This window comes from Comamonas sp. w2-DMI (assembly GCF_040187735.1).
Lineage (GTDB): Bacteria > Pseudomonadota > Gammaproteobacteria > Burkholderiales > Burkholderiaceae_C > Comamonas > Comamonas terrae.
In genome coordinates this window covers 79,025-103,773 of record NZ_JBANEL010000009.1, presented here as the reverse complement: position 1 = coordinate 103,773, position 24,749 = coordinate 79,025, and the positions used below count along the sequence as shown (strand labels likewise).

21 protein-coding genes are annotated in these 24,749 nt (G+C 67.7%); 17 read left to right on the top strand and 4 right to left on the bottom strand.

Annotation, left to right across the window (positions count from 1 at the left end):
* Positions 1-36: 36 nt before the first annotated feature.
* From modC to miaB, 4 genes are all read left to right on the top strand, one after another.
* Positions 37-1,134: a molybdenum ABC transporter ATP-binding protein gene (gene modC, locus V8Z74_RS11665; RefSeq protein ID WP_349709382.1), complete on the top strand. Its 1,098-nt coding sequence runs from the start codon at positions 37-39 to the stop codon at positions 1,132-1,134.
* Between the two features lie 148 nt (positions 1,135-1,282).
* Positions 1,283-2,149, top strand: coding sequence for a formate dehydrogenase accessory sulfurtransferase FdhD (gene fdhD / locus V8Z74_RS11660; protein WP_349709381.1), 867 nt, complete (start codon positions 1,283-1,285; stop codon positions 2,147-2,149).
* A 70-nt stretch (positions 2,150-2,219) separates the two neighbouring features.
* A complete protein-coding gene (locus tag V8Z74_RS11655; RefSeq protein WP_349709380.1) occupies positions 2,220-2,630 on the top strand; it encodes a hypothetical protein in 411 nt (136 codons plus the stop codon).
* A gap of 167 nt (positions 2,631-2,797) precedes the next feature.
* On the top strand, positions 2,798-4,126 hold the full coding sequence (gene miaB, locus V8Z74_RS11650) for a tRNA (N6-isopentenyl adenosine(37)-C2)-methylthiotransferase MiaB (RefSeq protein WP_349709379.1): 1,329 nt from the start codon (positions 2,798-2,800) through the stop codon (positions 4,124-4,126).
* Positions 4,127-4,147: 21 nt separating this feature from the next.
* Here miaB and V8Z74_RS11645 read toward each other — a convergent pair whose 3' ends face one another.
* Positions 4,148-5,050, bottom strand: coding sequence for an MBL fold metallo-hydrolase (locus V8Z74_RS11645; protein ID WP_349709378.1), 903 nt, complete (start codon positions 5,048-5,050; stop codon positions 4,148-4,150).
* Between the two features lie 126 nt (positions 5,051-5,176).
* Between V8Z74_RS11645 and V8Z74_RS11640 the strand changes: the two genes are divergently transcribed.
* From V8Z74_RS11640 to V8Z74_RS11620, 5 genes are all read left to right on the top strand, one after another.
* Entirely contained in the window at positions 5,177-5,458 is a 282-nt protein-coding gene (locus V8Z74_RS11640) for an ArsR/SmtB family transcription factor (RefSeq protein ID WP_349709377.1), read from the top strand.
* A 14-nt stretch (positions 5,459-5,472) separates the two neighbouring features.
* Entirely contained in the window at positions 5,473-6,000 is a 528-nt protein-coding gene (locus tag V8Z74_RS11635; RefSeq protein WP_349709376.1) for a rhodanese family protein, read from the top strand.
* Between the two features lie 130 nt (positions 6,001-6,130).
* Entirely contained in the window at positions 6,131-8,503 is a 2,373-nt protein-coding gene (locus tag V8Z74_RS11630) for a hypothetical protein (protein WP_349709375.1), read from the top strand.
* Entirely contained in the window at positions 8,500-9,723 is a 1,224-nt protein-coding gene (locus tag V8Z74_RS11625) for a hypothetical protein (RefSeq protein WP_349709374.1), read from the top strand. The genes V8Z74_RS11630 and V8Z74_RS11625 overlap by 4 nt, the downstream gene beginning before the upstream one ends.
* Positions 9,720-10,499 carry a DUF1266 domain-containing protein gene (locus V8Z74_RS11620; RefSeq protein ID WP_349709373.1) on the top strand — a complete coding sequence of 260 codons (780 nt, stop codon included), beginning with the start codon at positions 9,720-9,722 and terminating at the stop codon, positions 10,497-10,499. The genes V8Z74_RS11625 and V8Z74_RS11620 overlap by 4 nt, the downstream gene beginning before the upstream one ends.
* A 245-nt stretch (positions 10,500-10,744) precedes the next feature.
* Here V8Z74_RS11620 and V8Z74_RS11615 read toward each other — a convergent pair whose 3' ends face one another.
* Positions 10,745-11,317, bottom strand: a complete 573-nt coding sequence (locus V8Z74_RS11615; RefSeq protein ID WP_349709372.1) for a C40 family peptidase — start codon at positions 11,315-11,317, stop codon at positions 10,745-10,747.
* 222 nt (positions 11,318-11,539) lie between these two features.
* Entirely contained in the window at positions 11,540-12,928 is a 1,389-nt protein-coding gene (gene ffh, locus V8Z74_RS11610) for a signal recognition particle protein (RefSeq protein ID WP_349709371.1), read from the bottom strand.
* Positions 12,929-13,221: 293 nt separating this feature from the next.
* Between ffh and V8Z74_RS11605 the strand changes: the two genes are divergently transcribed.
* The 8 genes from V8Z74_RS11605 to V8Z74_RS11570 all read left to right on the top strand — a co-directional run bounded on the left by V8Z74_RS11605 (position 13,222) and on the right by V8Z74_RS11570 (position 23,741).
* Positions 13,222-14,034 carry a cytochrome C assembly family protein gene (locus V8Z74_RS11605; RefSeq protein WP_066477213.1) on the top strand — a complete coding sequence of 271 codons (813 nt, stop codon included), beginning with the start codon at positions 13,222-13,224 and terminating at the stop codon, positions 14,032-14,034.
* An 82-nt stretch (positions 14,035-14,116) separates the two neighbouring features.
* Positions 14,117-14,368: a PP0621 family protein gene (locus V8Z74_RS11600; RefSeq protein WP_066477205.1), complete on the top strand. Its 252-nt coding sequence runs from the start codon at positions 14,117-14,119 to the stop codon at positions 14,366-14,368.
* Between the two features lie 4 nt (positions 14,369-14,372).
* The gene (locus tag V8Z74_RS11595) at positions 14,373-16,154 is read left to right on the top strand and encodes a sensor histidine kinase (RefSeq protein WP_066477202.1); all 1,782 of its coding nucleotides are present in this window, start codon (positions 14,373-14,375) and stop codon (positions 16,152-16,154) included.
* A gap of 34 nt (positions 16,155-16,188) precedes the next feature.
* On the top strand, positions 16,189-17,685 hold the full coding sequence (locus V8Z74_RS11590; RefSeq protein ID WP_349709446.1) for a sigma-54-dependent transcriptional regulator: 1,497 nt from the start codon (positions 16,189-16,191) through the stop codon (positions 17,683-17,685).
* A 1-nt stretch (position 17,686) separates the two neighbouring features.
* Positions 17,687-18,286, top strand: coding sequence for a 1,6-anhydro-N-acetylmuramyl-L-alanine amidase AmpD (gene ampD, locus V8Z74_RS11585; RefSeq protein ID WP_349709370.1), 600 nt, complete (start codon positions 17,687-17,689; stop codon positions 18,284-18,286).
* Between the two features lie 610 nt (positions 18,287-18,896).
* Complete coding sequence (locus V8Z74_RS11580; protein ID WP_349709369.1) at positions 18,897-21,830, top strand: ribonucleoside-diphosphate reductase subunit alpha; 2,934 nt, start codon at positions 18,897-18,899, stop codon at positions 21,828-21,830.
* A gap of 167 nt (positions 21,831-21,997) precedes the next feature.
* Positions 21,998-23,089 (top strand): ribonucleotide-diphosphate reductase subunit beta, encoded by a 1,092-nt coding sequence (locus tag V8Z74_RS11575; RefSeq protein WP_066477192.1) that lies wholly within the window; start codon positions 21,998-22,000, stop codon positions 23,087-23,089.
* Positions 23,090-23,267: 178 nt separating this feature from the next.
* A complete protein-coding gene (locus tag V8Z74_RS11570; protein ID WP_349709368.1) occupies positions 23,268-23,741 on the top strand; it encodes a histone in 474 nt (157 codons plus the stop codon).
* Positions 23,742-23,835: 94 nt separating this feature from the next.
* Here the strand turns inward: V8Z74_RS11570 and V8Z74_RS11565 are convergent, their stop codons facing one another.
* The gene (locus V8Z74_RS11565) at positions 23,836-24,738 is read right to left on the bottom strand and encodes a carbohydrate kinase family protein (protein ID WP_349709367.1); all 903 of its coding nucleotides are present in this window, start codon (positions 24,736-24,738) and stop codon (positions 23,836-23,838) included.
* Positions 24,739-24,749: the final 11 nt, after the last annotated feature.

Sequence of the window (24,749 nt, the reverse complement as noted above, 5' to 3'; positions counted from 1 at the left end):
CCCCGGGACGGCACGGCGGCAAAAAATCCTCGACCCATGATTGAAGCGCGCCTCCAACTCACGCGCGCCGACTTCGCGCTGGACGTGGACCTGCAATTGCCCGGCCGCGGCGTGACCGCGCTGTTCGGCCCTTCGGGCTGCGGCAAGACCACCTGCCTGCGTAGCCTGGCCGGCCTGGAGCGCGCCCGCGGCCGCGTGGCCGTCAACCAGACGGTGTGGCAGGACGATGCGCAAAAGCAGTGGCTGCCCACGCACCGCCGCGCGCTGGGCTATGTGTTCCAGGAGGCCAGCCTGTTCGCCCATCTGTCGGTGCAGGGGAACATCGCCTACGGGCTGCGGCGCACGCCCGCGGAGCGCCGCAAGGTCCCGCACGAGCGCGCCGTGGAGCTGCTGGGCATAGGCCATCTGCTGGAGCGCATGCCGGCCACGTTGTCGGGCGGCGAGCGCCAGCGCGTGGCCATTGCGCGGGCGCTGGCCACCAGCCCCGAAGTGCTGCTGATGGACGAGCCGCTGGCCGCGCTGGATGCCCAGCGCAAGGCCGAGGTCCTGCCGTATCTGGAGCAGCTGCAGCGCAGCCTGCTGATTCCCATCGTCTATGTGAGCCACTCCATGGACGAGGTCGCGCGCCTGGCCCAGCACATGGTGCTGCTGCGCGCGGGCCAGGTGGTGGCCCAGGGGGCGGTGACCGAGCTGCTGTCCAGCCTGGACCTGCCGCTGGCACAGGGCGACCTGGCCGCCGCCGTGGTCCAGGCCCGGGTACAGTCGCATGACACCGGCGACTGCCTGAGCACGCTGGAATTCGACGGCGGCAAGCTGCTGCTGGTCATGAACCGGCCGCGTGCCGTGGGTACCCTGGTGCAGCTGCGCGTGCAGGCGCGCGACGTGAGCCTGAGCCTGTCCCGCCCCGAGGGCACCAGCATTCTCAACATCCTGCCGGTCTCCATCCTGGGCATGCGCGAGGACGGTCCGGGCCAGGTCATGGTCTCTCTGCAGGCCGGCCGCCCTGCGCACTCCGCCGCGCAAGGCGGCACGCGGCTGCTGGCGCGCCTGAGCCGGCATTCGGCCCAGGCCCTGGAACTGCAGGTGGGCATGCAGGTGTTCGCGCAGATCAAGGGCATGGCGCTATTGGATTGACCCCCTGGGCGGTTCGCGCTTCCCCCTGGAAGGGGGCGACAGCTTCGCTGCGGGGCGGCGGGCCGCCCAGGCCCTTGCTCGCTGTCCCTCGCCTGGTGCATGCCAGTTTTGCCCGGGCTTGGTCTCTGGCATCACTATCATCCCCCCCATGACCGCGCCGACCTGCCCCCTGCCTCACCCGCAATCGCTGCAGCCCCTGCAGCGCCATGCCGTGGAGTTCCACGACGCCGGCCAGTGGCAGGCCCAGGATCGCACGCTGGCCAGCGAGGTGCCGGTCGCGCTGGTCTTCAACGGCATCTCGCATGCGGTGATGATGGGCTCGCCCACCGACGCGGCCGATTTCGCGCTGGGCTTTGCGCTGACCGAGGGCATCATCGACCGGCCGGCCGACTGCTACGGCATCGAGGTCGCGCCCGTGGCCGCGGCGGCCGCCGGCCTGCCCGAAGGCATGGACGGGCTGGAAGTGCAGATCGAGATCGCCTCGCGCTGCTTTGCCCGCCTCAAGGACCGGCGCCGCAGCATGACGGGACGCACGGGCTGCGGCGTCTGCGGCGTCGAAAGCTTCGCAGCGCTGGACCTGTCGTTCGATCCCCTGCCCGCGCACGGCTGGCTGGATCAGGTCGATGCCGCCACCGTGCTCAAGGCCATGGACGCGCTGCCGCCGCGCCAGCTCCTCAACGCCGAAGCCGGCGCCGTCCATGCGGCCGGCTGGGCCACGCTGGATGGCGAGGTCACCGACGTGCTCGAGGACGTGGGCCGCCACAATGCGCTGGACAAGCTCGTGGGACGGCTGGCGCGCACCGGGCGCCTCCATCAGCCCGGCTTCGTGCTGCTGTCCAGCCGCGGCAGCCACGAGCTGGTGCGCAAATGCGCCAAGGTCGGCATCGCGGCCCTGGCCACGATTTCCGCCCCCACGTCCATGGGCGTGCGCATGGCCGAACTCACGGGCCTGCGCTTCTGGGGCCTGTGCCGCAGCCCCCGCGCCGTGCTCTATGCGCCGGGCCGCAATGCCTGAGTGCCGTCCTGCCCCGCGGCCGGGCCCGTAAAATCGCAGCCTTTCCGCCACCAGCCTCTGGATATACACCATGAACCGCTGCAAAACCCCATTGTCCGCAGGCCGCCGCCTGTGCGCTGCCGCGCTGCTGGCCGCCATGGCTGCCGCCGCCGGCACCGTGCTGGCCCAGGGACTGCCGTCGGACGAGACGCGCAACTTCCCGCCCAACGCCCAGTTCGGCGAACTGGTCGTCAGCAACTTCCCCGAAGTCACGCTCAACGGCGAGACCATCCGCACCACGCCCGGCTTTCGCCTGTTCAGCCCCGAGCGCACGCTGGTCTTCGCCAGCAACTACCAGGGCCAGAAACTGGCCGTGGGCTATGTGGTCGAGCCGCAGACCCAGTGGCTGCACACGGCCTGGATCCTGACGCCCGCCGAAATCGAGAAGTACAAGCCCGCGAGCACCAAGCCCGGCCTGCTGCGCGGCCTGTTCGGCTCCTGAACGCTGCCGGCCGGCCTGTTCGGCGCTACCGATTTCAAAGCAACCAGCGCTTGCAACGCAAGCATCTGGCTGTCATCTAACCATCAACCCAAGGCCATGCTTGCGCCAACAGCTATGGCTTTTGAGCCTGCCGCCGCGGCGGGCCCGTCACAGAACGAGTGTTCCCCATGAGCAAGAAAGTCTTCATCAAAACCTTCGGCTGCCAGATGAACGAGTACGACTCGGACAAGATGGCCGACGTGCTGGGCGCGGCCCAGGGCTACGAGTCCACCGACGATCCGGAGCAGGCCGACCTTATCCTGTTCAACACCTGCTCGGTGCGCGAGAAGGCGCAGGAGAAGGTGTTCTCCGACCTCGGCCGCTTCAAGCACCTGAAGGAAAAAGGCGTGCTCATCGGCGTGGGCGGCTGCGTGGCCAGCCAGGAGGGCGAGGAAATCATCAAGCGCGCGCCCTACGTGGACGTGGTCTTCGGCCCGCAGACCCTGCACCGCCTGCCCGACCTGCTCAATGCCCGCGCCGCCAAGGCCAGGCCGCAGGTGGACATCAGCTTCCCCGAGATCGAGAAGTTCGACCACCTGCCGCCCGCGCGCGTGGAAGGCGCCTCGGCCTTCGTCTCCATCATGGAAGGCTGCTCCAAGTACTGCAGCTACTGCGTCGTGCCCTATACGCGCGGCGAAGAAGTCAGCCGCCCGTTCGAGGACGTGCTGGTCGAGGTCGCCGGCCTGGCCGACCAGGGCGTGAAGGAAGTCACGCTGCTGGGCCAGAACGTGAACGCCTACCTGGGCAGGATGGGCGACACCGCCGAGCTGGCCGACTTCGCGCTACTGCTCGAGTACGTGGCCGAGATCCCCGGCATCGAGCGCATCCGCTACACCACCAGCCACCCCAACGAGTTCACGCCGCGCCTGATCGAGGCCTACGCGAAGATCCCCAAGCTGGTCAGCCACCTGCACCTGCCCGTGCAGCACGGCTCGGACAAGATCCTGATGGCCATGAAGCGCGGCTACACGGCCATGGAGTACAAGAGCACCATCCGCAAGCTGCGCGCCATCCGGCCCGAGCTGGCCATGAGCAGCGACTTCATCGTGGGCTTTCCCGGCGAGACCGAGGAAGACTTCCAGAAGATGATGAAGCTCATTGCAGACGTGCGCTTCGACAACAGCTTCAGCTTCATCTTCAGCCCCCGCCCCGGCACGCCCGCCGCCAACCTGCACGACGACACGCCGCACGAGGTCAAGCTGCGCCGCCTGCAGGAGCTGCAGGCCGTGATCAACCACAACATCAGGGAGATCAGCGAGGAGCGCGTGGGCACGGTGCAGCGCCTGCTGGTGGAAGGCCATTCCAAACGCGGCAACGGCGAGCTGATGGGCCGCACCGAGTGCAACCGCGTGGTCAACTTCCCCGGCAACGAGCGGCTCATCGGCCAGCTCGTCGACGTGAAGATCACCGAGGCCATGGCCTATACGCTGCGCGGCGAGGTCGTGACCCGGGGCTGATCCCCCCGGCGCCGCCGCCTTCTAGATTTTCACCATGCCCGGGGGAAGGCGCACCGGAATCCTCAGATAGGACATGCCGTCGGCCTCGGCCGGCGGCAGCCGTCCCGCGCGCATGTTGACCTGCACCGAGGGCAGCAGCAGCGCAGGCGCGGCCAGCGTGGCGTCGCGCTTTTCGCGCAGCGCGACGAAGGCGTCCTCGTCCACGCCCTCGTGCACATGCACATTGCGCGCGCGCTGCGCGGCCACCGTGGTTTCCCAGGCATAGGCCTCGCGCCCCGGCGCCAGATAGTCGTGGCACAGGAAGAGCCGCGTTTCCGGGGGCAGCGCCAGCAGCCGCCGTATGGAGCGGTAGAGCTGGCGCGCGCTGCCGCCCGGAAAATCCGCCCGCGCCGTGCCGTAGTCGGGCATGAACAGCGTGTCGCCCACGAACACCGCATCGCCCACGCGGTAGGACACGCAGGCCGGCGTATGGCCTGGCGTGTGCAGCACCTGGATCTGCAGCGCGCCCAGCGCCAGCACCTCGCCGTCGCGCAGCAGGCGATCGAACTCGCGACCGTCGCCCGCCACGTCCAGGGCATGGAACACGGGCGCGAAGATGGCCTGCACCTCGCGGATATGTTCGCCGATGGCCACCGGCGCCCCCGTGCGCGCCTTGAGGTAGGGCGCGGCGCTCAGGTGGTCGGCGTGGGCGTGGGTCTCCAGGATCCAGCGCAGCGCCAGTCCCTGTCCTGCAATGGCCTGCAGCACGCGGTCGGCCGAGGCCGCGGAAACCCGGCCGCTGCGGTGGTCGTAGTCCAGCACGGGGTCGATGACGGCGGCCTCGCCGCTGCCCGGGTCGGACACCAGGTATGTGACCGTGAACGTGGCCTCGTCGAAGAAGGCCTGGATGCGCGGCGATGAAGAAGCGGAAGCGGTATCGGTCATGTCGGCAATTCATATCGGCAATGCCGGAATGGCTTTGTTTATTTAGAATACACTAAATTAGATTTTTCTAAATTAACCATGTCCCAACACCAGGCTCCGCAAGACCGAGAAGCTCAGCAAAGATTCATGCAGGAAGGCGCGGCCCAGGCCGCCGCCCTGCTGCGCTCCGTGGGCAACGAGCACCGGCTGCTGGTGCTGTGCCTGCTGCTGGCCCACGAAGAAATGACCGTGGGCGCACTGCTGGAGCAGGTGGCGCTGAGTCCCTCGGCCCTGTCCCAGCATCTGGCGCGCATGCGCGACGAAGGGCTGGTGGCCTACCGGCGCGAGGCCCAGACCCTGTACTACCGCATTGCCAACCCCGACGTGGCCAGGCTGATTGCCACGCTCAAGGACATCTTCTGCCCCTGAAAGACAGGAACGCCATGACGATCAAATCCCTTTCCCCCCAGGCCGCCCAGGCCCTGATGAACCAAGGCAGCGCCCTTCTGGTCGACATCCGCCCGGCCGACGAGCATGCACGCGAGCACATCGCCGCCGCGCGCAGCATTCCCATGGACCAGCTGCCTTCGGCCGCGCCCGCGCTGCAGGGCCAGGACCTGATCTTCCACTGCCGCTCGGGCCAGCGCACCCGGCTCAATGCTCCGTCACTGGCCGCCTGCACCAGCGGCCAGGCCTATGTGCTCGAAGGCGGGCTCGACGGCTGGAAGCAGGCCGGCCTGCCCGTGCGGCGCGATGCCTCGCGCCCGCTGGAGCTGCAGCGCCAGGTGCAGATTGCCGCGGGCGCCCTCGTGGCCGTCGGCACGGCCCTGGGCACCGCGGTCTCGCCCTGGTTCTATCTGCTGCCGGGCTTCGTGGGCTGCGGCCTGGTGTTTGCCGGCGTGACCGGCTTTTGCGGCCTGGCGCGCCTGCTCATGAAAATGCCGTGGAACCGCCGCGCGCTCGCGGCCTGAGCCCGTTTCGGCCCCCCTGAGGCCACGTCGGCCCGGCGCAAAAAGCGCAGCTGTCTGTCAAGCACCGTCATGCGCTGCGGCTAGGATCTGAAACTTTTCGGGGCCCAGGCCCGCTTTCTGTCGAGGATCCATGAATTCAACACGCGACGCCGCAGCGCTGCAGGGCGATGCCCTGCATGCTTTTCTAGACCAGGTTCAGGAACTGCTCCACGGCGACGATGAACAGCCGGCTGGCGACGGCCGCAGCACCATCAACCAGCAGGACCGCGCTGCGGCCGCCATCGAACTGATGGAACAGCAAAGCTTTGCCCCGGCCAGCGTGGCGGAGCTGGAGCGCCTGCACGATTTCTGGTTCATGCTGAACCGCCCCGAACAGGCCAATGCGCTGCTGCAGGCCCATGCCGAGGCAGCGCTGCAGGCCGAGGATGCCGAAAGCCGTGCCGAAAGCGCCGTGCGCCTGGCGCTCAGCGACATCCAGAGCCGCCTGCGTTTCGACCGCGCAGGCGCGCAGCAACTGCTGCTGCCCGCGGCCCGGCAGATCGCCCAACTGCCCGAGCATGTGGACGCCGAGATGTACTGGATGGGCTGGGAATCGCTGGCCGACGGCGCCCAGGCCTGGGATATCGCCGAGCAAGGCTTGGACCTGCGCCGCGCCCACGAGAAAACCGATCCCGAACAGGCCGCAGAGCATGCGTTCGGCGATGCCATGGCCTGCGTGCGCCGGGCCGAGATTGCATGCAAGCGCGATCCTGCCGAGGCATCGAACGCGGCCGTGCGCCATGTCCAGGCCGCGATCAACACGCTGCGCGATGCCGGCGCCGACCAGTCCGCCGACTTCGAGCGCTGGATCTACCTGGGCTACCGCATCCTGGAGCTGGCGCCGCAGAGCATTCCTGCGCTGTTCATGGCCTGCGAGCAGTACCTGGCGCGCACCGAGGATCCGGCACCGTCGCAGGCGGTCAAAGCCCACCGGAAGGTCAAGATCGCGCGCCTGCAGGCGCTGGCCTGCGACCAGATGGGCCAGCGCGAGGCCGCGCTGCAGCTTGCCCCCCAGGGACGCTTCGGCCTGACCGACGACTCCGGCGACCCGTTCTCCGCGCGCGTGATGTACTGGCTGCGCGAGGCCGGCCGCCTGGACGAGGCCGCGGCCATCGCGCTCGAAAGCGTGATCCACTCGCGCCCCGGCTCGGCCGAGGCCGGCTACCGGCTGGCGCTGGAGCTGGTGGACCAGGACGCGGCCCATGCCGACACCTGGGCGCTGATCCTCGCCTGGGCACAGATCGACGAAGACATGCGCCAGCTGCTGGCACAGGAGGACATGCCGCCCCAGCCGGCCACACACTATCTGGAGCGCGTGCGCACCGGCACTCCCGACCACCCCGTGCTGGCGCTGATCGAAGGCATGCGCCTGGCTGCCAAGCGCCAGATGGCGCAGGCCCTGCCGCTGCTGGAGCAATCGGTGGGTCGCCATCCCGAGTGGGCCGACAGCGACAAGCTGCCCACTCTCTGGGCCGCGCGCTTTGCGGCCTTGCCGCTGGAGGAGGCCCTGGCCCGTCCCTTCCCCGAAGCCCATGGCGGCCACTGGTGCTATGCGGCCGGCGTGGTGCTGGACGACGCGGACGACCTGGCGCCCCTGATGGGCGGCAAAAAGAAGGTGCCGTCCGACGAGGTGCGCGAGCCGCTGGTCGTGCGCTACTACGAGGAAGGCCTGGCGCGCTTCGAGCACTTCTGGGCCACGGGCCAGGGCCGCTACAAGGATGCCGACCTGCATGTGTATTCCATGCTGTGCAACAACCTGGCCATCAAGTACCGCAACGCCGAGCGCTGGGACGAGGCCGAGGCCCTGCACCGCAAGGGCCTGGCCAGCAGCCCGTTCGCCGAACACCATGACGGCCTGTGGTGGTGCGCGAACGGCCGCGACGACGACGCCGGCATCATTGCCGAAGCCGAGCAGCTGTGGCACTTCGCACGGGAGCACGGCTACAGCCGCCATGAACCGCCGCGCTACTTCCCTACCGTCGCGCTGTCGCTGTACAAGCTCGACCGCGGCGACGAGATCAGCATCTGGCTCGAGCGCCTGGACGAGTGGTATGACGAACTCGATGAAGACGAGCAGCGCCAGGAGCGCCGCGACTATCTGGCCACCATGATGTCGCTGCTGGACTTCTTCTCGGTCTTCCGGCCCGAGCTGGTGCTGCCGCGCCTGCGCGCCCACCAGGAAGAAGTGCGCGCCCTGCAGGACAGCTATCCGCTGCGGCGCCTGGCCGGCGCGCTCGAGGCCTACCCAGAGCACCTCGAAGAAGCCGTGGCCCTGCACCGCGAGTCCGCGACCTACCTGGGCCGCAACGCCAAGCGCAGTTTCGCGCTGGGCAACGACAACGAAGCCGAAGCCCGCATGTCGCAGGACGGCCTGGAAAAGGCCGAGCGCAAGCTGACCGAGGCACAGGGCCTGCAGCCGCAACAGGCGGCATCGGGCGACAAACCCTGGTGGAAATTCTGGTGAGCCAGATACTTTCCGGTACCGAAGCGCGGCAGGCCCCGCGTGCCGGCCCGCCGGCCGCGGCCAATGCCTACAAGGCACGCGACGTGGTCAATGCGCCCCGGATCAAGGCGCGCATCCGCGAACGCAGCGAGCAGCGCGGCGACGCGCCCGAAATCGCGGCCTGGCTGGGCAACCATTTCTACCGCCATGTGGTCGGCAATGTGCAGGCCGACGCGGATGCCGCCACGCCCACCGTGCAGCGCATTGCCGATGCAGCGGCACTGCAGGCCCTGCTGGGCCGCGAGCCCGCGCCGGCCTGGGCGCTGGAGCGCCTGGAAAAGAAGTCCCGCGGCTTCGACCTGCCCGAGCTCTGGTGGGTGGACCCCGACGCGCCGGCGGTGCTGGCGCTGGAAGCACGGCTGGTCGAATTCCTGTCCACGCGCAAGGGCACATCGCTGGAAGGCAAGCTGCAGCGCGTGAACTGCCCCCAGGCCCTGGCGCGCTGGACGCTGGAGCATCTGGCCTTCGAGAAAAAGCGCGCCAGCGGCTGGGTCGAGCATGCGCCGGACGCCGTGCACGGCCTGCTGCGCGGCCAGCTGGGCACTTTCGTGGAGTTCGACGGCAAGAGCCCCCGGCTGCGCCAGGAAATGGCCTATGAAAGCCGGATGATGGGCCACTGCGTGGGCCAGTTTGCCGACGCCAGAAGCCTTTCCGGCGGCTACGGCGAGCACTACGCCGAGGCCTGCGAAGCAGGCCGCATGCGGCTGTTCAGCTACCGCACGGGGCAGGCCCAGCCGCGCATCACCGTCAATGCCTTTGTGCAAAAGGACGGCAGCCTGCAGGTCGAGCAGATCAAGGGCAAGCAGAACCGGCCGCCGATCGCGCGCTACGTGCCCGACGTGGTGGCCCTGCTCAATCACCTGCCGCTCAACAGCGAAGTGCCGCCCGACGCGCTGGCCATGGGCATTGTGCGCCGTCCCGACCACCTGCTGGCCGGCCGGGAAACGGCCCCCTGGTGCGCCGTGGCCGAGATGCGTACCGAGGCCGAGCAGCTGTGGCTGCTGACGCAGCATCCGTTGCTGCTGCCGCAGCTGGACCTGTGCTCGCCCTTCATGCAATGGATGGTGGCGGCGCGCAAGGACAGCGTGGAAGCTGCCGTCATCGACCGCATGCCCAAGAGCGCTGCGCTGCATCAGGCGCTGGACCTGGCCAGACGCCGCGCGAGGACAGCCGCACCATGATCCGCAAGCTCTTCTTCCTGGCACTGCCCTGGGCGCTGGTCTATGTGCTGGGACGCATCCACTGGCTGCTCGGCTTGCTGGCCCTGCTGGGTCTGTTCTGGATCGTGCGCAGGAGCTGGCGCAGGGTCAAGGAAGCCCGGCACCGTGGCGATGTCTCCAGCTACAGCACAGGCAACGATGCCCTGAACTGGGCGCTGGCCCTGGCCCACCCCATGGCCTTCCACAGCATCCAGGGCGGCTTTGCGGACAGCCATCTCTCGGGCGCCGATGAGACCCTCGCGGCCCAGCTGCGTCCCATGGTGCTGCACCACCTGGGCATGCGCACCGACCTGGACGATGCCAGCATCGCCAGGCAGCTGCCCGATCTGCTGCGCCAGCGCTGGTTCATGCAGGACCTGCAAAAGCTCCACCCCGGCGACGATCCACGCGCCGCCATGGCCTTTGCCTGCGCGCGTGCGGCCTTCTATGTGCGCTGCGCCTTTCTGCTCAGCTGGCTGCAGGAGGACCTGCACAAGCAGGTGCTGCTGCTCAACGCCCGCCGCGCCCAGCAATGCTTTGGCAGCTGGCTGGAGTTCGGCACCGCCTATGCCCGGGGCCGCCGGCAATGGATCGCCCAGGGCCGCGCCGATGTGCTGGGCAAGGCCGTCGGCGAGGAGGAAGTGGCGCAATGGGTGGCCGATCCCCGGCATCCTTGGCATGCCATGGACTGGCGCCTGGTGCTGGATGCGTCGGATGCACCGGCGCAGGCCCTGCCTGCCCACGCGGCTGCAACCTAGCTTAGTGCTATGCAGCTAGCAACAGAGGCTAGCAGCAGAGGCCGGGGCTCGGCGCGGCCGCCGAATTCCCTTCTTGCCGCGCAGCAAGAAGAATAGGCCGCCAGCCGGGGCGAGTCCCGGCGCCGCCGGCACGGCCTCTATCCACTGCACAGGCATGCCCTGGCCCCCATGGCACCGGAAGCGTAAGCCGCTATCAAAAACCAAGGAACGGCAAGCAGTCCCTGGGTTGTTTTACCTGCACCGTATCAGGCAAAGATGCTGCGCGCCTCGGTAAAGCGCCTGGCGAAATAGACGTTGTCCATGCGCACGCGTTGCACCGTGCCGCCGCTGGACGGCGCGTGCACGAACTGGCCGTTGCCGACAAAAATGCCCATGTGCGAATAGCGCCCGCCCAGGGTGTTGAAGAACACGAAGTCGCCGCGCTGCAGGTCCCGCCCGTCGACGGGATTGCTGACCTGCGCCCATTGGGAGGTGGTGCGCGGCAGGCGCGCCGCGGTGATGCCGCCCACGGCCCACTGGATCAGGCCGCTGCAGTCGAAGCCCCCCTCGGGCGAATTGCCGCCATAGGTATAGGGCGTATTGACCACCAGCATGGTGCGTGCCAGCAGCGCCTCGCGCAGGTCCTCGGCCAGGTTCAGGGCGGCCACCGGGCGGACGGAACCGCCCGGGGCGCCCGGCCCCGGACGGCTTCTGGGCGCCGAGGAGCAGCCGGCCAGCGCCGCCACCAGCGAGCCGGCCAGCATCAGCGCGCAATGGCGCCGGCTTCGGTCCGCGGGCCGGGCCGCGCCGTCCATGGAAGTCCAGGCTTGTACTTTCATGGGGATGGATGTTCTCAGAAACCGGCGCCCGGCTCCAGTCTTCGCGGCCGATCTTTACAAAAAAGTGAGCTGCCCGCGCCACGCAACCGTCGCATCTGCGGTGAAATCGCTGCAAAAGCCAATGCCTGCCAGCGCTATCCGCTCACTTTTCAGACAGCACCGGCATGAAAAAAGCGCTCTGCAAGAGAGCGCTGGATGGGAGCCGCAAAGGCCCGGGGCCGATCAGAACGGCAGCTTGGGCATGCCGCCGCCCATCATGCCCTTCATGGCTTTCATGCCGCCCATCTTCTTCATCATCTTCATCAGGCCGCCGCCTTTGAACTTCTTCATCATGCCCTGCATCTGCTCGAACTCCTTGAGCAGGCGGTTGACTTCCTGCACCTGCACGCCGGCGCCGTCGGCGATGCGCTTCTTGCGCGTGGCCTTGATGATGGCGGGGTTCTTGCGTTCCTTGAGCGTCATCGAGCAGATGATGCCTTCCTTGCGCTTGATCTCGCGCTCGGCCTTGTCCATGTCCACCTGGCCGGCCTTGCCCGCGAGTTCGGCGGGCAGCTTGTCCATCAGCGTCGAAAGGCCACCCATCTGCTTCATCTGCTGCAGCTGGGCCAGGAAGTCGTTGAGGTCGAAGCCGTCGCCGCTCTTGAGCTTCTCGGCCATCTTCTGCGCGGCTTCCATGTCCACGCCCTTGGTGACCTGCTCGACCAGGGCCACGATGTCGCCCATGCCCAGCACGCGCTGCGCATGGCGATTGGCATCGAAGACCTCCAGGCCGTCGATCTTTTCCGAAACGCCCGCGAACTTGATGGGCGCGCCCGTGATCTGGCGCACCGACAGCGCGGCGCCGCCGCGCGAGTCGCCGTCGAGCTTGGTCAGGACAATGCCGGTCAGCGGCAGCGCTTCCTTGAAGGCCTTGGCCGTGTTGACCGCGTCCTGGCCCTGCATGGCATCGACCACGAACAGGGTTTCGACGGGCTTGAGCGTGGCGTGCAGGTCCTTGATTTCGGCCATCAGCAGCTCGTCGATGGCCAGGCGGCCGGCCGTGTCCACCAGCAGCACGTCGAAGAAGTGCTTCTTCGCGTAGTCGATTGCCGCCACGGCGATGTCGTGGGGCTTCTGGTCGGGCGTGGACGGGAACCACTCGGCGCCGGCCTGGGCCGTCACGGTCTTGAGCTGCTCGATGGCCGCGGGGCGGTACACGTCGCCCGAGACCGTGAGCACCTTCTTCTTGCGCTTTTCGACCAGGTGCTTGGCCAGCTTGGCCGTGGTCGTGGTCTTGCCCGCGCCCTGCAGGCCGGCCATCAGGATGACGGCCGGCGGCTGGGCATTGAGGTTGATGTCGGCCACGCCCTCGCCCATGGTGGCAGCGAGTTCCTTGTTGACGATGGACACCAGCACCTGGCCGGGCTGCAGCGAGCCCAGCACTTCATGGCCCAGCGCCTTTTCCTTGACGCGGGCGATGAAGTCGCGCACCACGGGCAGGGCCACGTCGGCCTCGAGCAGGGCCATGCGCACCTCGCGCAGCATGTCCTGCACGTTGGATTCGGTGATGCGGGCCTGGCCGCGCATCTCCTTGACGAGGCGCGAGAGTTTTTCGGTCAGAGCGGAGGCCATAAGCGGGAACGTTGAAGGGTTGTATATGCGCAGGCGCAGCCGCCTGCCCGGCCGGCGCCGGCGGCAGCCGCCGCACCGGGTGCGGGGCCGGACCGGCGCGAATCATGGCCGCGCCAGGCATCCGGCCTGAAAGCGGGTATTTTACCCGCTGCACCCATTCCCGCCCTGCAGGGATGGCGGTCCGCATGCAGGCCCGCCTGCGGCTTGCAGCATGCCGGCAGCGCCCGCAAAGCCGGGGCAAAAGCCGGCATCTCCGCAGTTAGCCCCGAAGGCGGGGACTTATCATAGAGAACATGCTCTCCCTGCCTTTTTCCGCTGCCGGTACCAGCCCCGTGGGCTGGGCCCTGACCATTGCGGCAGCCATTGCCTATGCCATTCCCGCACTGGCCGCGCGCCGCATGCAGGAGGCCGGCGCCCGGATCTGCCTGCGGCTGGCCTGGGCGCTGCACGCGCTGACGCTGGCCTGGGCCTGGCTGGGCGAGATGCCGCGCTTCGGCTTTGCGCCGGCGCTGTCCATCACCGCCTGGCTGGTGCTCACGGTGTATGCCGTGGAGCAGCAGCTGTATCCCCAGCTGCGCTCGCGCCTGCTGCTGGCCGCACTGGGCAGCATGGCCGTGCTGCTGGCCGCGCTGTTCCCGGGCACGCCGCTGCATGTCGATGCCTCCCCGTGGCTGCCGCTGCACCTGGCCCTGGGCATCGCCTCCTACGGCCTGTTTGCCGCGGCGGTGGTGCACGCGGCGCTCATGAACCGCGCCGAGCGCCAGATGCGCCATGGCGGCAGCCAGGACGGCGGCCTGCCGCTGCTGACGCTGGAGCGGCTGACCTTCCGCTTCGTGGGCGCCGGCTTCGCTCTGCTGACCGCCACGCTGGCCGCCGGCTGGCTGTTCGGCGAGCAGCTCTACGGCAAGGCCTGGGTATGGAACCACAAATCGGTGTTCTCGCTGCTGTCCTGGCTCACCTTTGCCGTACTCCTGGTCGGGCGCGAACGCTTCGGCTGGCGCGGCCAGAGCGCCGTGCGCGTGCTGTATGCGGGCGCCATCCTGCTGCTGCTGGCCTACGCGGGCTCGCGCTTCGTGATGGAAGTGCTGCTGGGGCGGGCCGCATGACGGAGCTTGCACCGGTGCCGCCCCGGCAAGGCATTTCCCCTGCGGACATGCTTTTTCTGCCTTCCTGTTTGTGTCAGCCCCAATGAAATACCTGCTGGTTCTGCTGGTGGTCGCCGTGGCCATCCATATCTGGCGCCGCAACCGCCGCGCGCGGATGGCCGCGCGCGCGCAAGGCGACGGCCGCCCCGGCCGCACCATCGCACCGCCGCAGGACATGGTGGCCTGCGCCACCTGCGGCCTGCACCTGCCGCGCGCCGATGCGCTGGCCTCGCCGGCCGCCCGCGGCCAATACTTCTGCTGCGCCGAGCACCGGGACGCATTTGCGCCGCGCTGATGCCATGAAGGACTCCCTGCCCTCCTGGTCGCAGACCGTGATACCGCTGGATGTCACGATCTCGCGCCAGGCCAATGCCACGCTGAACGCGCCGTTCGTGCGGCTGTGGCAGGCCTTTCTGACGGGGCGCGTGCTGCTGGCCGCAGCGCTGGTGCTGCTGCAGGTCTCGGGCATACGGCTGCAGGCCACGGTCACGCCGCTGGTCTGGGCCGTGTGCCTGGGCTATCTGGCACTGACCCTGGTGCTGCGCTGGACGGCGGGCCGGCATCTGCCGGCGCCGCGCGCCGGATTGCAATGGCTGCCCGTCATCGGCGTGGACATCGCGGCCATCTTTCTGCTGCAGGTGCTGCAGGCCGGCTCGCTGAACTACACGGCGCTGCTGGCCATTCCCATCCTGATCTCGGCGGCGCTGGGCAGCCTGGCGCTGGCCTTCGGCACCACGGCCAGCGTCACCATATTGATGCTGATCCTGGTGTCCTGGCAGAACACGACGGCTGCCGGCGGCGGCGCCCAGGCCTATTACCAGACGGCCTTTGCCTGCGCCGGCTATTTCGGCGTGGCCTACCTGACCCACGAGCTGGCCCGCCGCGTGCGGCGCGAGCGCGCGCTGGCCCTGTACAACCGCCTGCGCACCCAGACGCAGGAGCAGGTCAACACGCTGGTGATCGACAGTCTGTCCGACGGCGTGCTGGTGGTCGACCCCAGCCTGCAGGTGCAGCAGGTCAACCCGGCGGCGCTGCAGCTGCTGGGCCTGCCGCCCGACCATGCACAGAGCTTCTCGCTGGCGTCCAGGCCTGCCTGGGAACCGCTCAAGGAGGCGGTGGTCGCCAGCTTCACCCATGTCAAGCCGCTGTCCACCACCCTCCATCTGCCGGTGGACGGGCCGCAGGGACCCACGGGCCTGCATCTGCGCACGCGCATCACCGAGGTTTCCGCGCCCGACACGGATTCCCGGCAGACGCCGGGCGCACCGTATTCGCTGTGCGTGATGTTTCTGCACGATCTGCGCGAGATGGAGGCCCGGCTGCGTACCGAGAAGCTGGCCGCCATGGGCCGCATGTCGGCCGCCGTGGCGCATGAGATCCGCAATCCGCTGGCCGCCATTGCCCAGGCCAATGCCCTGCTGTCCGAAGACCTGAACCAGCACCCGGGCCAGCAGCAGCTGTGCCGCATCGTGGGCCAGAACGCGGACCGCCTGGCGCGCATCGCCGAGGAAATCCTCAACATCGCGCGCGTGCAGCAGGACGGGCCCCAGGCCATGGGCCAGGCCCTGGCGCTGGACCACCACACGGCGCTGTGCTGCGGCGAATGGCAGGCCCAGGCCGCCCCGCTGCGCGGCCTGCAGCTGCATCTGGATGCCGCGCGGCACACCATCGTCTTCGACGAGGAGCATCTGCGCCGCATCCTCGTCAATCTGCTGGACAATGCCCAGCGCCACCGCAGCGGCACGCAGGATGCCGCCAGCCTGCAGGTGATCACCAGCCAGGGCTCGGCCATGACCGGCAACCAGCCCTGGTTGCAGGTCTGGAGCGACGGTGCACCGCTGGAGTCCAGCGTCCAGCGGCACCTGTTCGAGCCCTTTTTCTCCTCCCAGAGCCGCTCCAGCGGCCTGGGCCTGTACATATGCCGCGAGCTGTGCGAGCGCTACGGCGCCAGCATCGGCTACCAGCGCCTGGCGCGCCCGACGGCGCGCGGCATGGTGGAGGGCAATGCGTTCACGGTGATATTCCGCAGCAGCGCGGGCGCACCGGCCGCCGCCTCCCTGTTTGATTCGATTGTGGTGTAGACCCGTGACCTCCTTGCCCACCGCCTCCATTCTCGTGGTCGACGACGAACCCGATCTGCGCACGCTCTACGAGCTGAGCCTGCTGCGCGAAGGCTACCGCGTGGAAACCGCCTCCTGCGTGCAGGAGGCGCACGAGCTGCTGCGCTCGTGCCGCTTCGACGTGGTGATCTCCGACATGCGCCTGCCCGACGGCATGGGCCTGGAGATCCTGCAGCAGCTGCGCGAGCAGCAGCGCCGCGAGCGCTGCATCGTGATCACGGCCTACGGCTCGGCCGAGAACGCCGTGGGCGCGCTGCGCGCCGGCGCCTTCGACTACCTGACCAAGCCCGTGGACCTCAAGCAGTTCCGGCAGGTGGTGGCCTCGGCCGTCCAGGGAATGGGCAGCGCAGCTGCCGCCGCACCGGCCTCGGCCGATGCCAGCCCCATCCTGACCACCGGCCTGCCCGAGCAGGGCCATGCCGCGCTGGACATGCTGGTGGGCACTTCGGCCGTCATGCAGTCGGTCAAGCAGCGCATCGCCAAGGTGGCCAAGGGCATGGCGCCGGTGCTGGTGCACGGGGAATCGGGCACCGGCAAGGAACTCGTGGCGCGCGCCCTGCATGCCTGCAGCCAGCGCGCCCAGGGGCCGCTGGTCGCCGTCAACTGCGGCGCCATTCCCGAGAACCTGCTGGAGGCCGAATTCTTCGGCGCGCGCAAGGGCTCGTACACCGGCGCCACGCAGGACCGGCCCGGCTATTTCCAGGCGGCCCAGGGCGGCACGCTGTTCCTCGACGAGATCGGCGACCTGCCGCTGGCCATGCAGGCCAAGCTGCTGCGCGCCATCCAGGAGCGCAGGATCCGCCCGCTGGGCAGCACCCAGGAAGAGGCCGTGGACGTGCGCATCGTCAGCGCCACCCACCGCGACCTGGCGGCCGATGTGCAGGCCGGGCGCTTTCGCCAGGACCTGTACTACCGCCTCAACGTGATCGAGGTCACCCTGCCGCCGCTGCGCGAGCGCCGCGACGACTTGCCCGAGCTGTGCCGCGCGCTGCTGCACAAGCTGGCCCGCGAGTCGGGCCTGCACGAGCCCATGCTCGACGCAACCAGCATCGCGCAGATCGCCCAGCTGCCGCTGCCCGGCAATGTGCGCGAGCTCGAGAACGTGCTGCACCGCGCGATCGCGCTGGGCGACGGCGGGCCACTGCGCATCCCGGCCGAGACCCTGGCGGCCGCCGCCCATGCGCCCTGGCCGCCGTCCGCCCCGCAAAGCCGGCCGCCCGCAGCCGCCGCCATCTCGCTGACACCCCCTCCGCCGCCGCCCGCAGAGACCGTGCCCCCGGCCGAAGCGGGCACGGCCGTGCCGGCGGACCTGCAGGCCTGGCTCGACGAGCAGGAGCGCGCCATCCTGATCCGCGCGCTGCAGGACAACGGCTTCAACCGCACGGCCACGGCCGCGCGCCTGGGCATCAGCCTGCGCCAGATCCGCTACCGCATCGAACGCCTGGGCATTCAGTTGCCCGGGGACGCTGCCCGGACAGAGCCGGAGCACTGAGATGGCCGCCTCTCCATACCCCGACCTCTGGCAGCAGGGCTGGCTGCGCACGGCCAGGCACCTGCCCTCGCCCAATTTCGGCCCGCGGCCCGATGGCGCGCTCATCGACCTGGTGGTCGTGCATTCCATCAGCCTGCCGCCCGGCGAGTACGGCACGGGCGCCGTGCAGCAGCTGTTCACCAACCGGCTCGACTGGGACGCGCACCCCTACTACCAGGGGATACGCGGGCTGGAGGTGTCCTCGCACTTCTTCATCACGCGCGCAGGCGAGGTCTGGCAGTTCGTGAGCTGCGACGACCGCGCCTGGCATGCCGGCGTCTCGCAGTGGCGCGGACGCGAACGCTGCAACGACGACTCCATCGGCATCGAGCTCGAAGGCCTCGAAGGCCTGCAGTTCGACGCGCCGCAATACGCGGCCCTGGCCGAGCTGTGCCGGGCCATAGGCCGGCGGTACCCGGTGCGCTACATCGCCGGCCACGAACATATCGCGCCGGGCCGCAAGCAGGACCCGGGGCCGGGCTTCGACTGGCAGAACCTGCACGCGCAGCTGGCCGCCGATGCAACAACGGCCGGCTGGCAGCTTCCCCCGCGGCAGGACTGAAGGACTGCGCCTTGAGTTCCCGGGGCGATGCAAGCCGTGCGGCAGCCGGCCGCTCCCAGACCAGGAGCTGGCATCGCCCGCCCAGCCATGATTCCCAAATGGTTTGGCCCTGTAATCCACAGACAACCGGCGCGGACTGCTCCTGATTTGAATGCACGACTGCGCGCGGCCGGCGCGCCCTGGGTGCTTTCGGTCCCCGCTCGGCAGAAAGGCCTTTGGCTTGCCACTGTCAATGCCGGCCGGCCTGCCGTTGTGTTCTTCGCCACACCGCAGATTTTTTACAAACTGTTCCAGGCTTCGGGGCCGGGGCGGCAAAGCGCGCCAGCACGTCGTTTGCGGCATTTTGCGCGCCGCTGCGCGGTGCCCGTTCCGGCTGTCAAGAGGCTGTCCGAAACAGCGGTTTGGTAGTTTCAGCAGGTTACGCGGATTCAACGGCGATACACTACCGGTAGTGTTCCAAAGCGCCCGAAACGCTACATCTAGTGTTTACAAGTTGTGCACACCCTGTGCAAACCATGTGTAGACCGGAGCGCCGATTCCGTTTGTTCGATGCCTGCCGCCTGTGCAGGCCCCTGTCTGCCTTATCCACATCCGACCGAAGAGGAAACTTATGCAAGAAGCGCTGAATTCCCTGTCTTCTGCCGCGCAATCCGGCGCAGCCACCCCTTCCTCCCAGACCGACAACTACCAGGTCATCCGCCGCAGCGGCGACGTGGTCTCCTTTGCCCCCCAGAAGATTGCCGTGGCGCTGACCAAGGCTTTCCTGGCCGTGCGCGGCGCCCAGGGCGCGGCTTCCGCCAGCGTGCGCGACATGGTCAACGAGCTGACCGAGGGCGTGGTGCGCGCCCTGCTGCGCTCGCGCCCCGAAGGCGGCACATTCCACATCGAGGACATCCAGGACCAGGTGGAACTGGGCCTGATGCGCGGCGGCCACCACGATGTGGCCCGCGCCTATGTGCTGTACCGCGACCGCCGCAACCAGGAGCGCGCCGAGCAGAAGAAGGCCGCCGAGGCCGCTGCCGCCGCGGCCGCGGCCAAGCCCGCGCCCACGCTGCATGTGACCGACAACGGCCAGCGCGTGCCGCTGGACCAGCAGCGCCTGCAGGCGCTGATCGAATCGGCCTGCCTCAACCTCAATGCCGACATCCAGTCCGCCCCCATCGTGGCCGAGACGCTGCGCAACCTGTACGACGGCGTGCCCCTGGCCGAGGTCTACAAGGCCGCCATCCTGGCCGCCCGCACGCTGATCGAGAAGGATCCCGACTACACCTACGTCACGGCCCGCCTGCTGCTGCACACCATCGTGCGCGAAGTGCTGCAGCGCGACGTGCAGCCCGCCGAGATGCAGGCCGCCTATGCCGAATACTTTCCCGGCTTCATCCGCAAGGGCGTGGACAACGAGCTGCTCAACCCCGAACTGCTGAACTTCGACCTGCCCCGCCTGGGCGCGGCACTCAAGGCCGAACGCGACCAGCAGTTCGACTACCTGGGTCTGCAGACGCTGTACGACCGCTACTTCCTGCACGTCAAGAAGACGCGCATCGAGCTGCCCCAGTCCTTCTTCATGCGCGTGGCCATGGGCCTGGCGCTCAATGAGGACGACCGCAATGCGCGCGCCATCGAGTTCTACGAACTGCTGTCCTCGTTCGACTTCATGTCGTCCACGCCCACGCTGTTCAACAGCGGCACGCTGCGCTCGCAGCTGTCGTCCTGCTACCTGACCACCGTGCCCGACGACCTGGACGGCATCTACGAATCGATCAAGGAAAACGCGCTGCTGTCCAAGTTCGCGGGCGGCCTGGGCAACGACTGGACGCGCGTGCGCGCACTGGGCTCGCGCATCAAGGGCACGAACGGCGAATCGCAGGGCGTGGTGCCTTTCCTCAAGGTGGTCAACGACACGGCCGTGGCCGTGAACCAGGGCGGCAAGCGCAAGGGCGCGGTCTGCACGTACCTGGAAACCTGGCACCTGGACATCGAGGAATTCCTCGAGCTGCGCAAGAACACCGGCGACGACCGCCGCCGCACGCACGACATGAACACGGCCAACTGGATTCCCGACCTGTTCATGAAGCGCGTGATGGAAAAGGGCCAGTGGACCCTGTTCTCGCCCGCGGACTGCCCCGACCTGCACGACCTCTACGGCGAAGCCTTCGAGAAGGCCTACACCGCCTACGAAGCCAAGACCGAAAGCGGCGAGCTCAAGCTGTTCAAGCGCGTGCCGGCCGTGGACATGTGGCGCAAGATGCTCTCGATGCTGTTCGAGACCGGCCACCCCTGGATCACGTTCAAGGACCCCTGCAACATCCGCTCGCCCCAGCAGCACGTGGGCGTGGTGCACTCGTCCAACCTGTGCACCGAGATCACGCTCAACACCAGCGACACCGAAACCGCGGTCTGCAACCTGGGCTCGGTCAACCTGTCGCGCCACATCAAGGAAGGCGTGGATGCCAACGGCGTCGCCGTCAAGATGCTGGACCACGACAAGCTGCGCAAGACCGTGAACACGGCCATGCGCATGCTGGACAACGTGATCGACATCAACTACTACGCCGTGAACAAGGCGCGCGACTCCAACCTGCGCCACCGCCCCGTGGGCCTGGGCCTGATGGGCTTCCAGGATGCGCTGTATGAAATGCGCACTGCCTACGCCAGCCAGGGCGCCGTGGAGTTCGCCGACCAGTCCATGGAAGCCATCTGCTACTACGCCTACTGGGCATCGACCGAGCTGGCCAAGGAGCGCGGCACCTACTCCAGCTTCAAGGGCTCGCTGTGGGACCAGGGCATCCTGCCTCCCGACACCCTGAAGCTGCTGGAAAAGGCCCGCGGCGGCTATGTGGAAGTGGACCGCTCGGCCCAGCTGGACTGGGATGCGCTGCGCGCCAAGATCGCCAGGGACGGCATGCGCAACTCCAACTGCGTGGCCATCGCTCCCACCGCCACCATCTCCAACATCGTGGGCGTGGATGCCTCGATCGAGCCCTCGTTCGGCAACCTGTCGGTCAAATCCAACCTGTCGGGCGAGTTCACCGTCATCAACCAGTACCTGGTGCGCGACCTCAAGCGCCTGGGCCTGTGGGACGACGTGATGGTCATGGACCTCAAGCACTTCGACGGCTCGCTGCGCGCCATCGACCGCGTGCCCCAGGAGATCAAGAACCTCTACGCCACCGCGTTCGAGGTCGAGCCCCAGTGGCTGGTGGAAGCCGCCTCGCGCCGCCAGAAGTGGATCGACCAGGCCCAGAGCCTGAACATCTACATGGCCGGCGCCTCGGGCAAGAAGCTGCACGACACCTACATGCTGGCCTGGGTGCGCGGCCTCAAGACCACGTACTACCTGCGCACCACCAGCGCCACGAACATCGAGAAGTCCACCGTCCAGAGCCGCGTGCTCAACGCCGTGCCCACCGCACCTGCTGCGCCCGCCGCACAGCCCGCCATGAGTGCGCTGGAAGCCGCTGCCGCGGCAGCACGCGCCCAGGCCCCGGCCACGGACATCAAGTTCTGCGCGATCGACGATCCGGGCTGCGAGGCTTGCCAGTAAACAGCTCCCCCTGAGGCGCTACGTGCCTTCCCCCTCTCTCTTCGGGAGGGGGACGCCACCAGCGCGGCGGGGCGGCGGGGCCGCCTAGGCCCTTGCGCGGTGGCCCTGGCCTGGGGCGCGTCGGTTTTGAGGGCGCGCCTGACTTCTTGAATTCAAAGGAACATCACATGCTGACTTTCGACGACGATACTTTTGCGCCAGCCGCTTCCAGCAGCGAAGCCGCCACGTCCTCCAGCACCCAGCGCCGCGTCAATGCCGCGGACAAGCGCATCATCAATGCCAAGACCGACGTGAACCAGCTGGTTCCGTTCAAGTACAAGTGGGCCTGGGAAAAGTACCTGGCCACCTGCGCCAACCACTGGATGCCGCAGGAAGTGAACATGAACCGCGACATCGCGCTGTGGAAGGACCCCAACGGCCTGACCGAGGACGAGCGCCGCATCGTCAAGCGCAACCTGGGCTTCTTCGTGACGGCCGACTCGCTGGCCGCCAACAACATCGTGCTGGGCACCTACCGCCACATCACGGCGCCCGAGTGCCGCCAGTTCCTGCTGCGCCAGGCATTCGAGGAAGCCATCCACACCCACGCCTACCAGTACATCGTGGAGTCGCTGGGCCTGGATGAAGGCGAGATCTTCAACGCCTACAACGAAGTCCAATCCATCCGCGACAAGGACGAATTCCTGATCCCCTTCATCGAGGCGATCATGGACCCCGACTTCAAGACCGGCACGCCCGAGAACGACCAGAAGCTGCTCAAGTCGCTGATCGTCTTCGCCTGCCTGATGGAGGGCCTGTTCTTCTATGTGGGCTTCACGCAGATCCTGGCCCTGGGCCGCCAGAACAAGATGACCGGCGCTGCCGAGCAGTACCAGTACATCCTGCGCGACGAGTCCATGCACTGCAATTTCGGCATCGATCTGATCAACCAGCTCAAGCTCGAGAATCCGCACCTGTGGACCGCCGAGTTCAAGCAGGAGATCACCGAGCTGTTCCTCAAGGCCGTCGAGCTCGAATACCGCTATGCCGAAGACACCATGCCGCGCGGCGTGCTCGGCATGAACGCCTCGATGTTCAAGGGCTACCTGCGCTACATCGCGAACCGCCGCGCCACGCAGATCGGCCTCGAAGCGCTCTTCCCCAACGAGGAAAATCCCTTCCCCTGGATGAGCGAAATGATCGATTTGAAGAAAGAACGTAACTTCTTTGAGACACGAGTGATCGAGTATCAGACCGGAGGCGCACTTTCTTGGGATTAATTGCTTCTTAGCAGGCACAATGCGAGTCATGACTTGCTTCACTTCCTCGCTACAAAAAATGCGTTGGGGTCGTGGAGCAAATTCGTGTTCATTGCGATGCGTCACTCCACATCGCATTGAATCGCTTTGCAGCTAAAGACTGCCAAGCGTTTTAAGCAAATCAACGAAGGAGAAAATGATGGCAACTGCGAAGAAGACGGCCGCCAAGGCCACTACCGAGAAAAAGGCAGCGACAAAAAAGGCGGCCGCGCCCAAGGCTGAAGCCGTGAAGAAGACGGCAACCGCCAAGGCTGCAGCTGCTGCTCCCAAGGCCTCCGCCAAGAAGGCTGCAGCCCCCAAGGCCGCAGCAACCAAGACCGCTGCCAAGAAGGCTGCCGCACCGGCCAAGAAGGCTGCTGCGCCCAAGGCCGCCGCCAAGGCTCCGGTCGCCAAGAAGGCCGCCGCACCCAAGGCCGCTGCCCCCGCCAAGAAGGCTGCTGCGCCCAAGGCCGCTGCCAAGGCTCCGGTCGCCAAGAAGGCGGCTGCTCCCAAGGCTGCTGCAAAGAAGGTGGCAGCGCCCGCTCCCGCACCTGCAGAGGCACCTGCACCGATCGCGCAGACCCGTCTGGCGCCTCAGGCTGCATGGCCCTTCCCTACCGGCAACAAGCCCTGAGCCTGCCCGGGCTCTGCATGCCCCGATCCCGGGGCATAAAAAAACCGGCCTCCTGGAGGGCCGGTTTTTTTATGCCGTAGTCCCGCGCATCAGTTCATGGCTGCGCGAAATCCAGCACATAGTTCTGCGGGCCGCGATGGGCGATTTTCAGCGCGCCCATGCGATTGCCCAGCTCGGCGCAACGCACCAGATCCCAGCCGCGCTCCAGGCCGAACAGCAGGGCTCCGCGCCAGGCGTCGCCGCAGCCCGTGGGATCCACAATGGCCGCCGGCTTGACCGATGCCACCGCCGTCCTGCGGCCGTCCTCCCAGACCTCGCAGCCTTGCGCACCCAGTGTGACGATCAGCCCGCGGACCTTGCGCGAGATCTCGTCCAGGCTCCAGCCGGTGCGCTCGCACAGCATCTTGCCTTCGTAGTCGTTGACCGCCACCCAGTCGGCCTGTTCGATGAAGGCCTTGAGCTCTTCGCCGTTGAACATCGGCAGGCCCTGGCCCGGATCGAAGACGAACGGGATGCCTGCGGCCTTGAACTGGGCCGCGTGCTCGATCATGGCCTGCCGGCCATCAGGTGCGATGATGCCGACCTTGACCTGCGCCGCCATCCCGGGTGTGATCACGTTCCCGTGCGCCTGCATCATGGCACCGGGGTGGAAGGCCGTGATCTGGTTGTTGTCGCGGTCCGTCATGATCATGCACTGGGCCGTATGCGTGTCCTGCAGCTGGCCCACATGCGCGGTCTCGATGCCCAGCGCCTGCAAGTGGCCGACATAGTCCGCACCGTCGCTGCCCACCATGGCCATGGGCCAGGCATCGCCGCCCAGCAGGCGCAGGCTGTAGGCGATGTTGCCGGCGCAGCCGCCAAAGTCGCGGCGCAGCGTGGGCACCAGGAACGACACATTGAGGATGTGCAGCTGGTCGGGAAGGATCTGGTCCGCAAAACGACCTTCGAAGGTCATGATGTTGTCGAATGCCAGCGATCCGCAGATCAAAGCGGCCATGATGTTGTTCG

Coding starts and splice junctions, on each gene's coding strand:
- modC (WP_349709382.1), top strand. CDS start 37: ATGATTGAAGCGCGCCTCCAACTCACGCGCGCCGACTTCGCGCTGGAC.
- fdhD (WP_349709381.1), top strand. CDS start 1,283: ATGACCGCGCCGACCTGCCCCCTGCCTCACCCGCAATCGCTGCAGCCC.
- V8Z74_RS11655 (WP_349709380.1), top strand. CDS start 2,220: ATGAACCGCTGCAAAACCCCATTGTCCGCAGGCCGCCGCCTGTGCGCT.
- miaB (WP_349709379.1), top strand. CDS start 2,798: ATGAGCAAGAAAGTCTTCATCAAAACCTTCGGCTGCCAGATGAACGAG.
- V8Z74_RS11645 (WP_349709378.1), bottom strand. CDS start 5,050: ATGACCGATACCGCTTCCGCTTCTTCATCGCCGCGCATCCAGGCCTTC.
- V8Z74_RS11640 (WP_349709377.1), top strand. CDS start 5,177: ATGCAGGAAGGCGCGGCCCAGGCCGCCGCCCTGCTGCGCTCCGTGGGC.
- V8Z74_RS11635 (WP_349709376.1), top strand. CDS start 5,473: ATGACGATCAAATCCCTTTCCCCCCAGGCCGCCCAGGCCCTGATGAAC.
- V8Z74_RS11630 (WP_349709375.1), top strand. CDS start 6,131: ATGAATTCAACACGCGACGCCGCAGCGCTGCAGGGCGATGCCCTGCAT.
- V8Z74_RS11620 (WP_349709373.1), top strand. CDS start 9,720: ATGATCCGCAAGCTCTTCTTCCTGGCACTGCCCTGGGCGCTGGTCTAT.
- V8Z74_RS11615 (WP_349709372.1), bottom strand. CDS start 11,317: ATGAAAGTACAAGCCTGGACTTCCATGGACGGCGCGGCCCGGCCCGCG.
- ffh (WP_349709371.1), bottom strand. CDS start 12,928: ATGGCCTCCGCTCTGACCGAAAAACTCTCGCGCCTCGTCAAGGAGATG.
- V8Z74_RS11605 (WP_066477213.1), top strand. CDS start 13,222: ATGCTCTCCCTGCCTTTTTCCGCTGCCGGTACCAGCCCCGTGGGCTGG.
- V8Z74_RS11600 (WP_066477205.1), top strand. CDS start 14,117: ATGAAATACCTGCTGGTTCTGCTGGTGGTCGCCGTGGCCATCCATATC.
- V8Z74_RS11595 (WP_066477202.1), top strand. CDS start 14,373: ATGAAGGACTCCCTGCCCTCCTGGTCGCAGACCGTGATACCGCTGGAT.
- ampD (WP_349709370.1), top strand. CDS start 17,687: ATGGCCGCCTCTCCATACCCCGACCTCTGGCAGCAGGGCTGGCTGCGC.
- V8Z74_RS11580 (WP_349709369.1), top strand. CDS start 18,897: ATGCAAGAAGCGCTGAATTCCCTGTCTTCTGCCGCGCAATCCGGCGCA.
- V8Z74_RS11575 (WP_066477192.1), top strand. CDS start 21,998: ATGCTGACTTTCGACGACGATACTTTTGCGCCAGCCGCTTCCAGCAGC.
- V8Z74_RS11570 (WP_349709368.1), top strand. CDS start 23,268: ATGGCAACTGCGAAGAAGACGGCCGCCAAGGCCACTACCGAGAAAAAG.
- V8Z74_RS11565 (WP_349709367.1), bottom strand. CDS start 24,738: ATGGCCGCTTTGATCTGCGGATCGCTGGCATTCGACAACATCATGACC.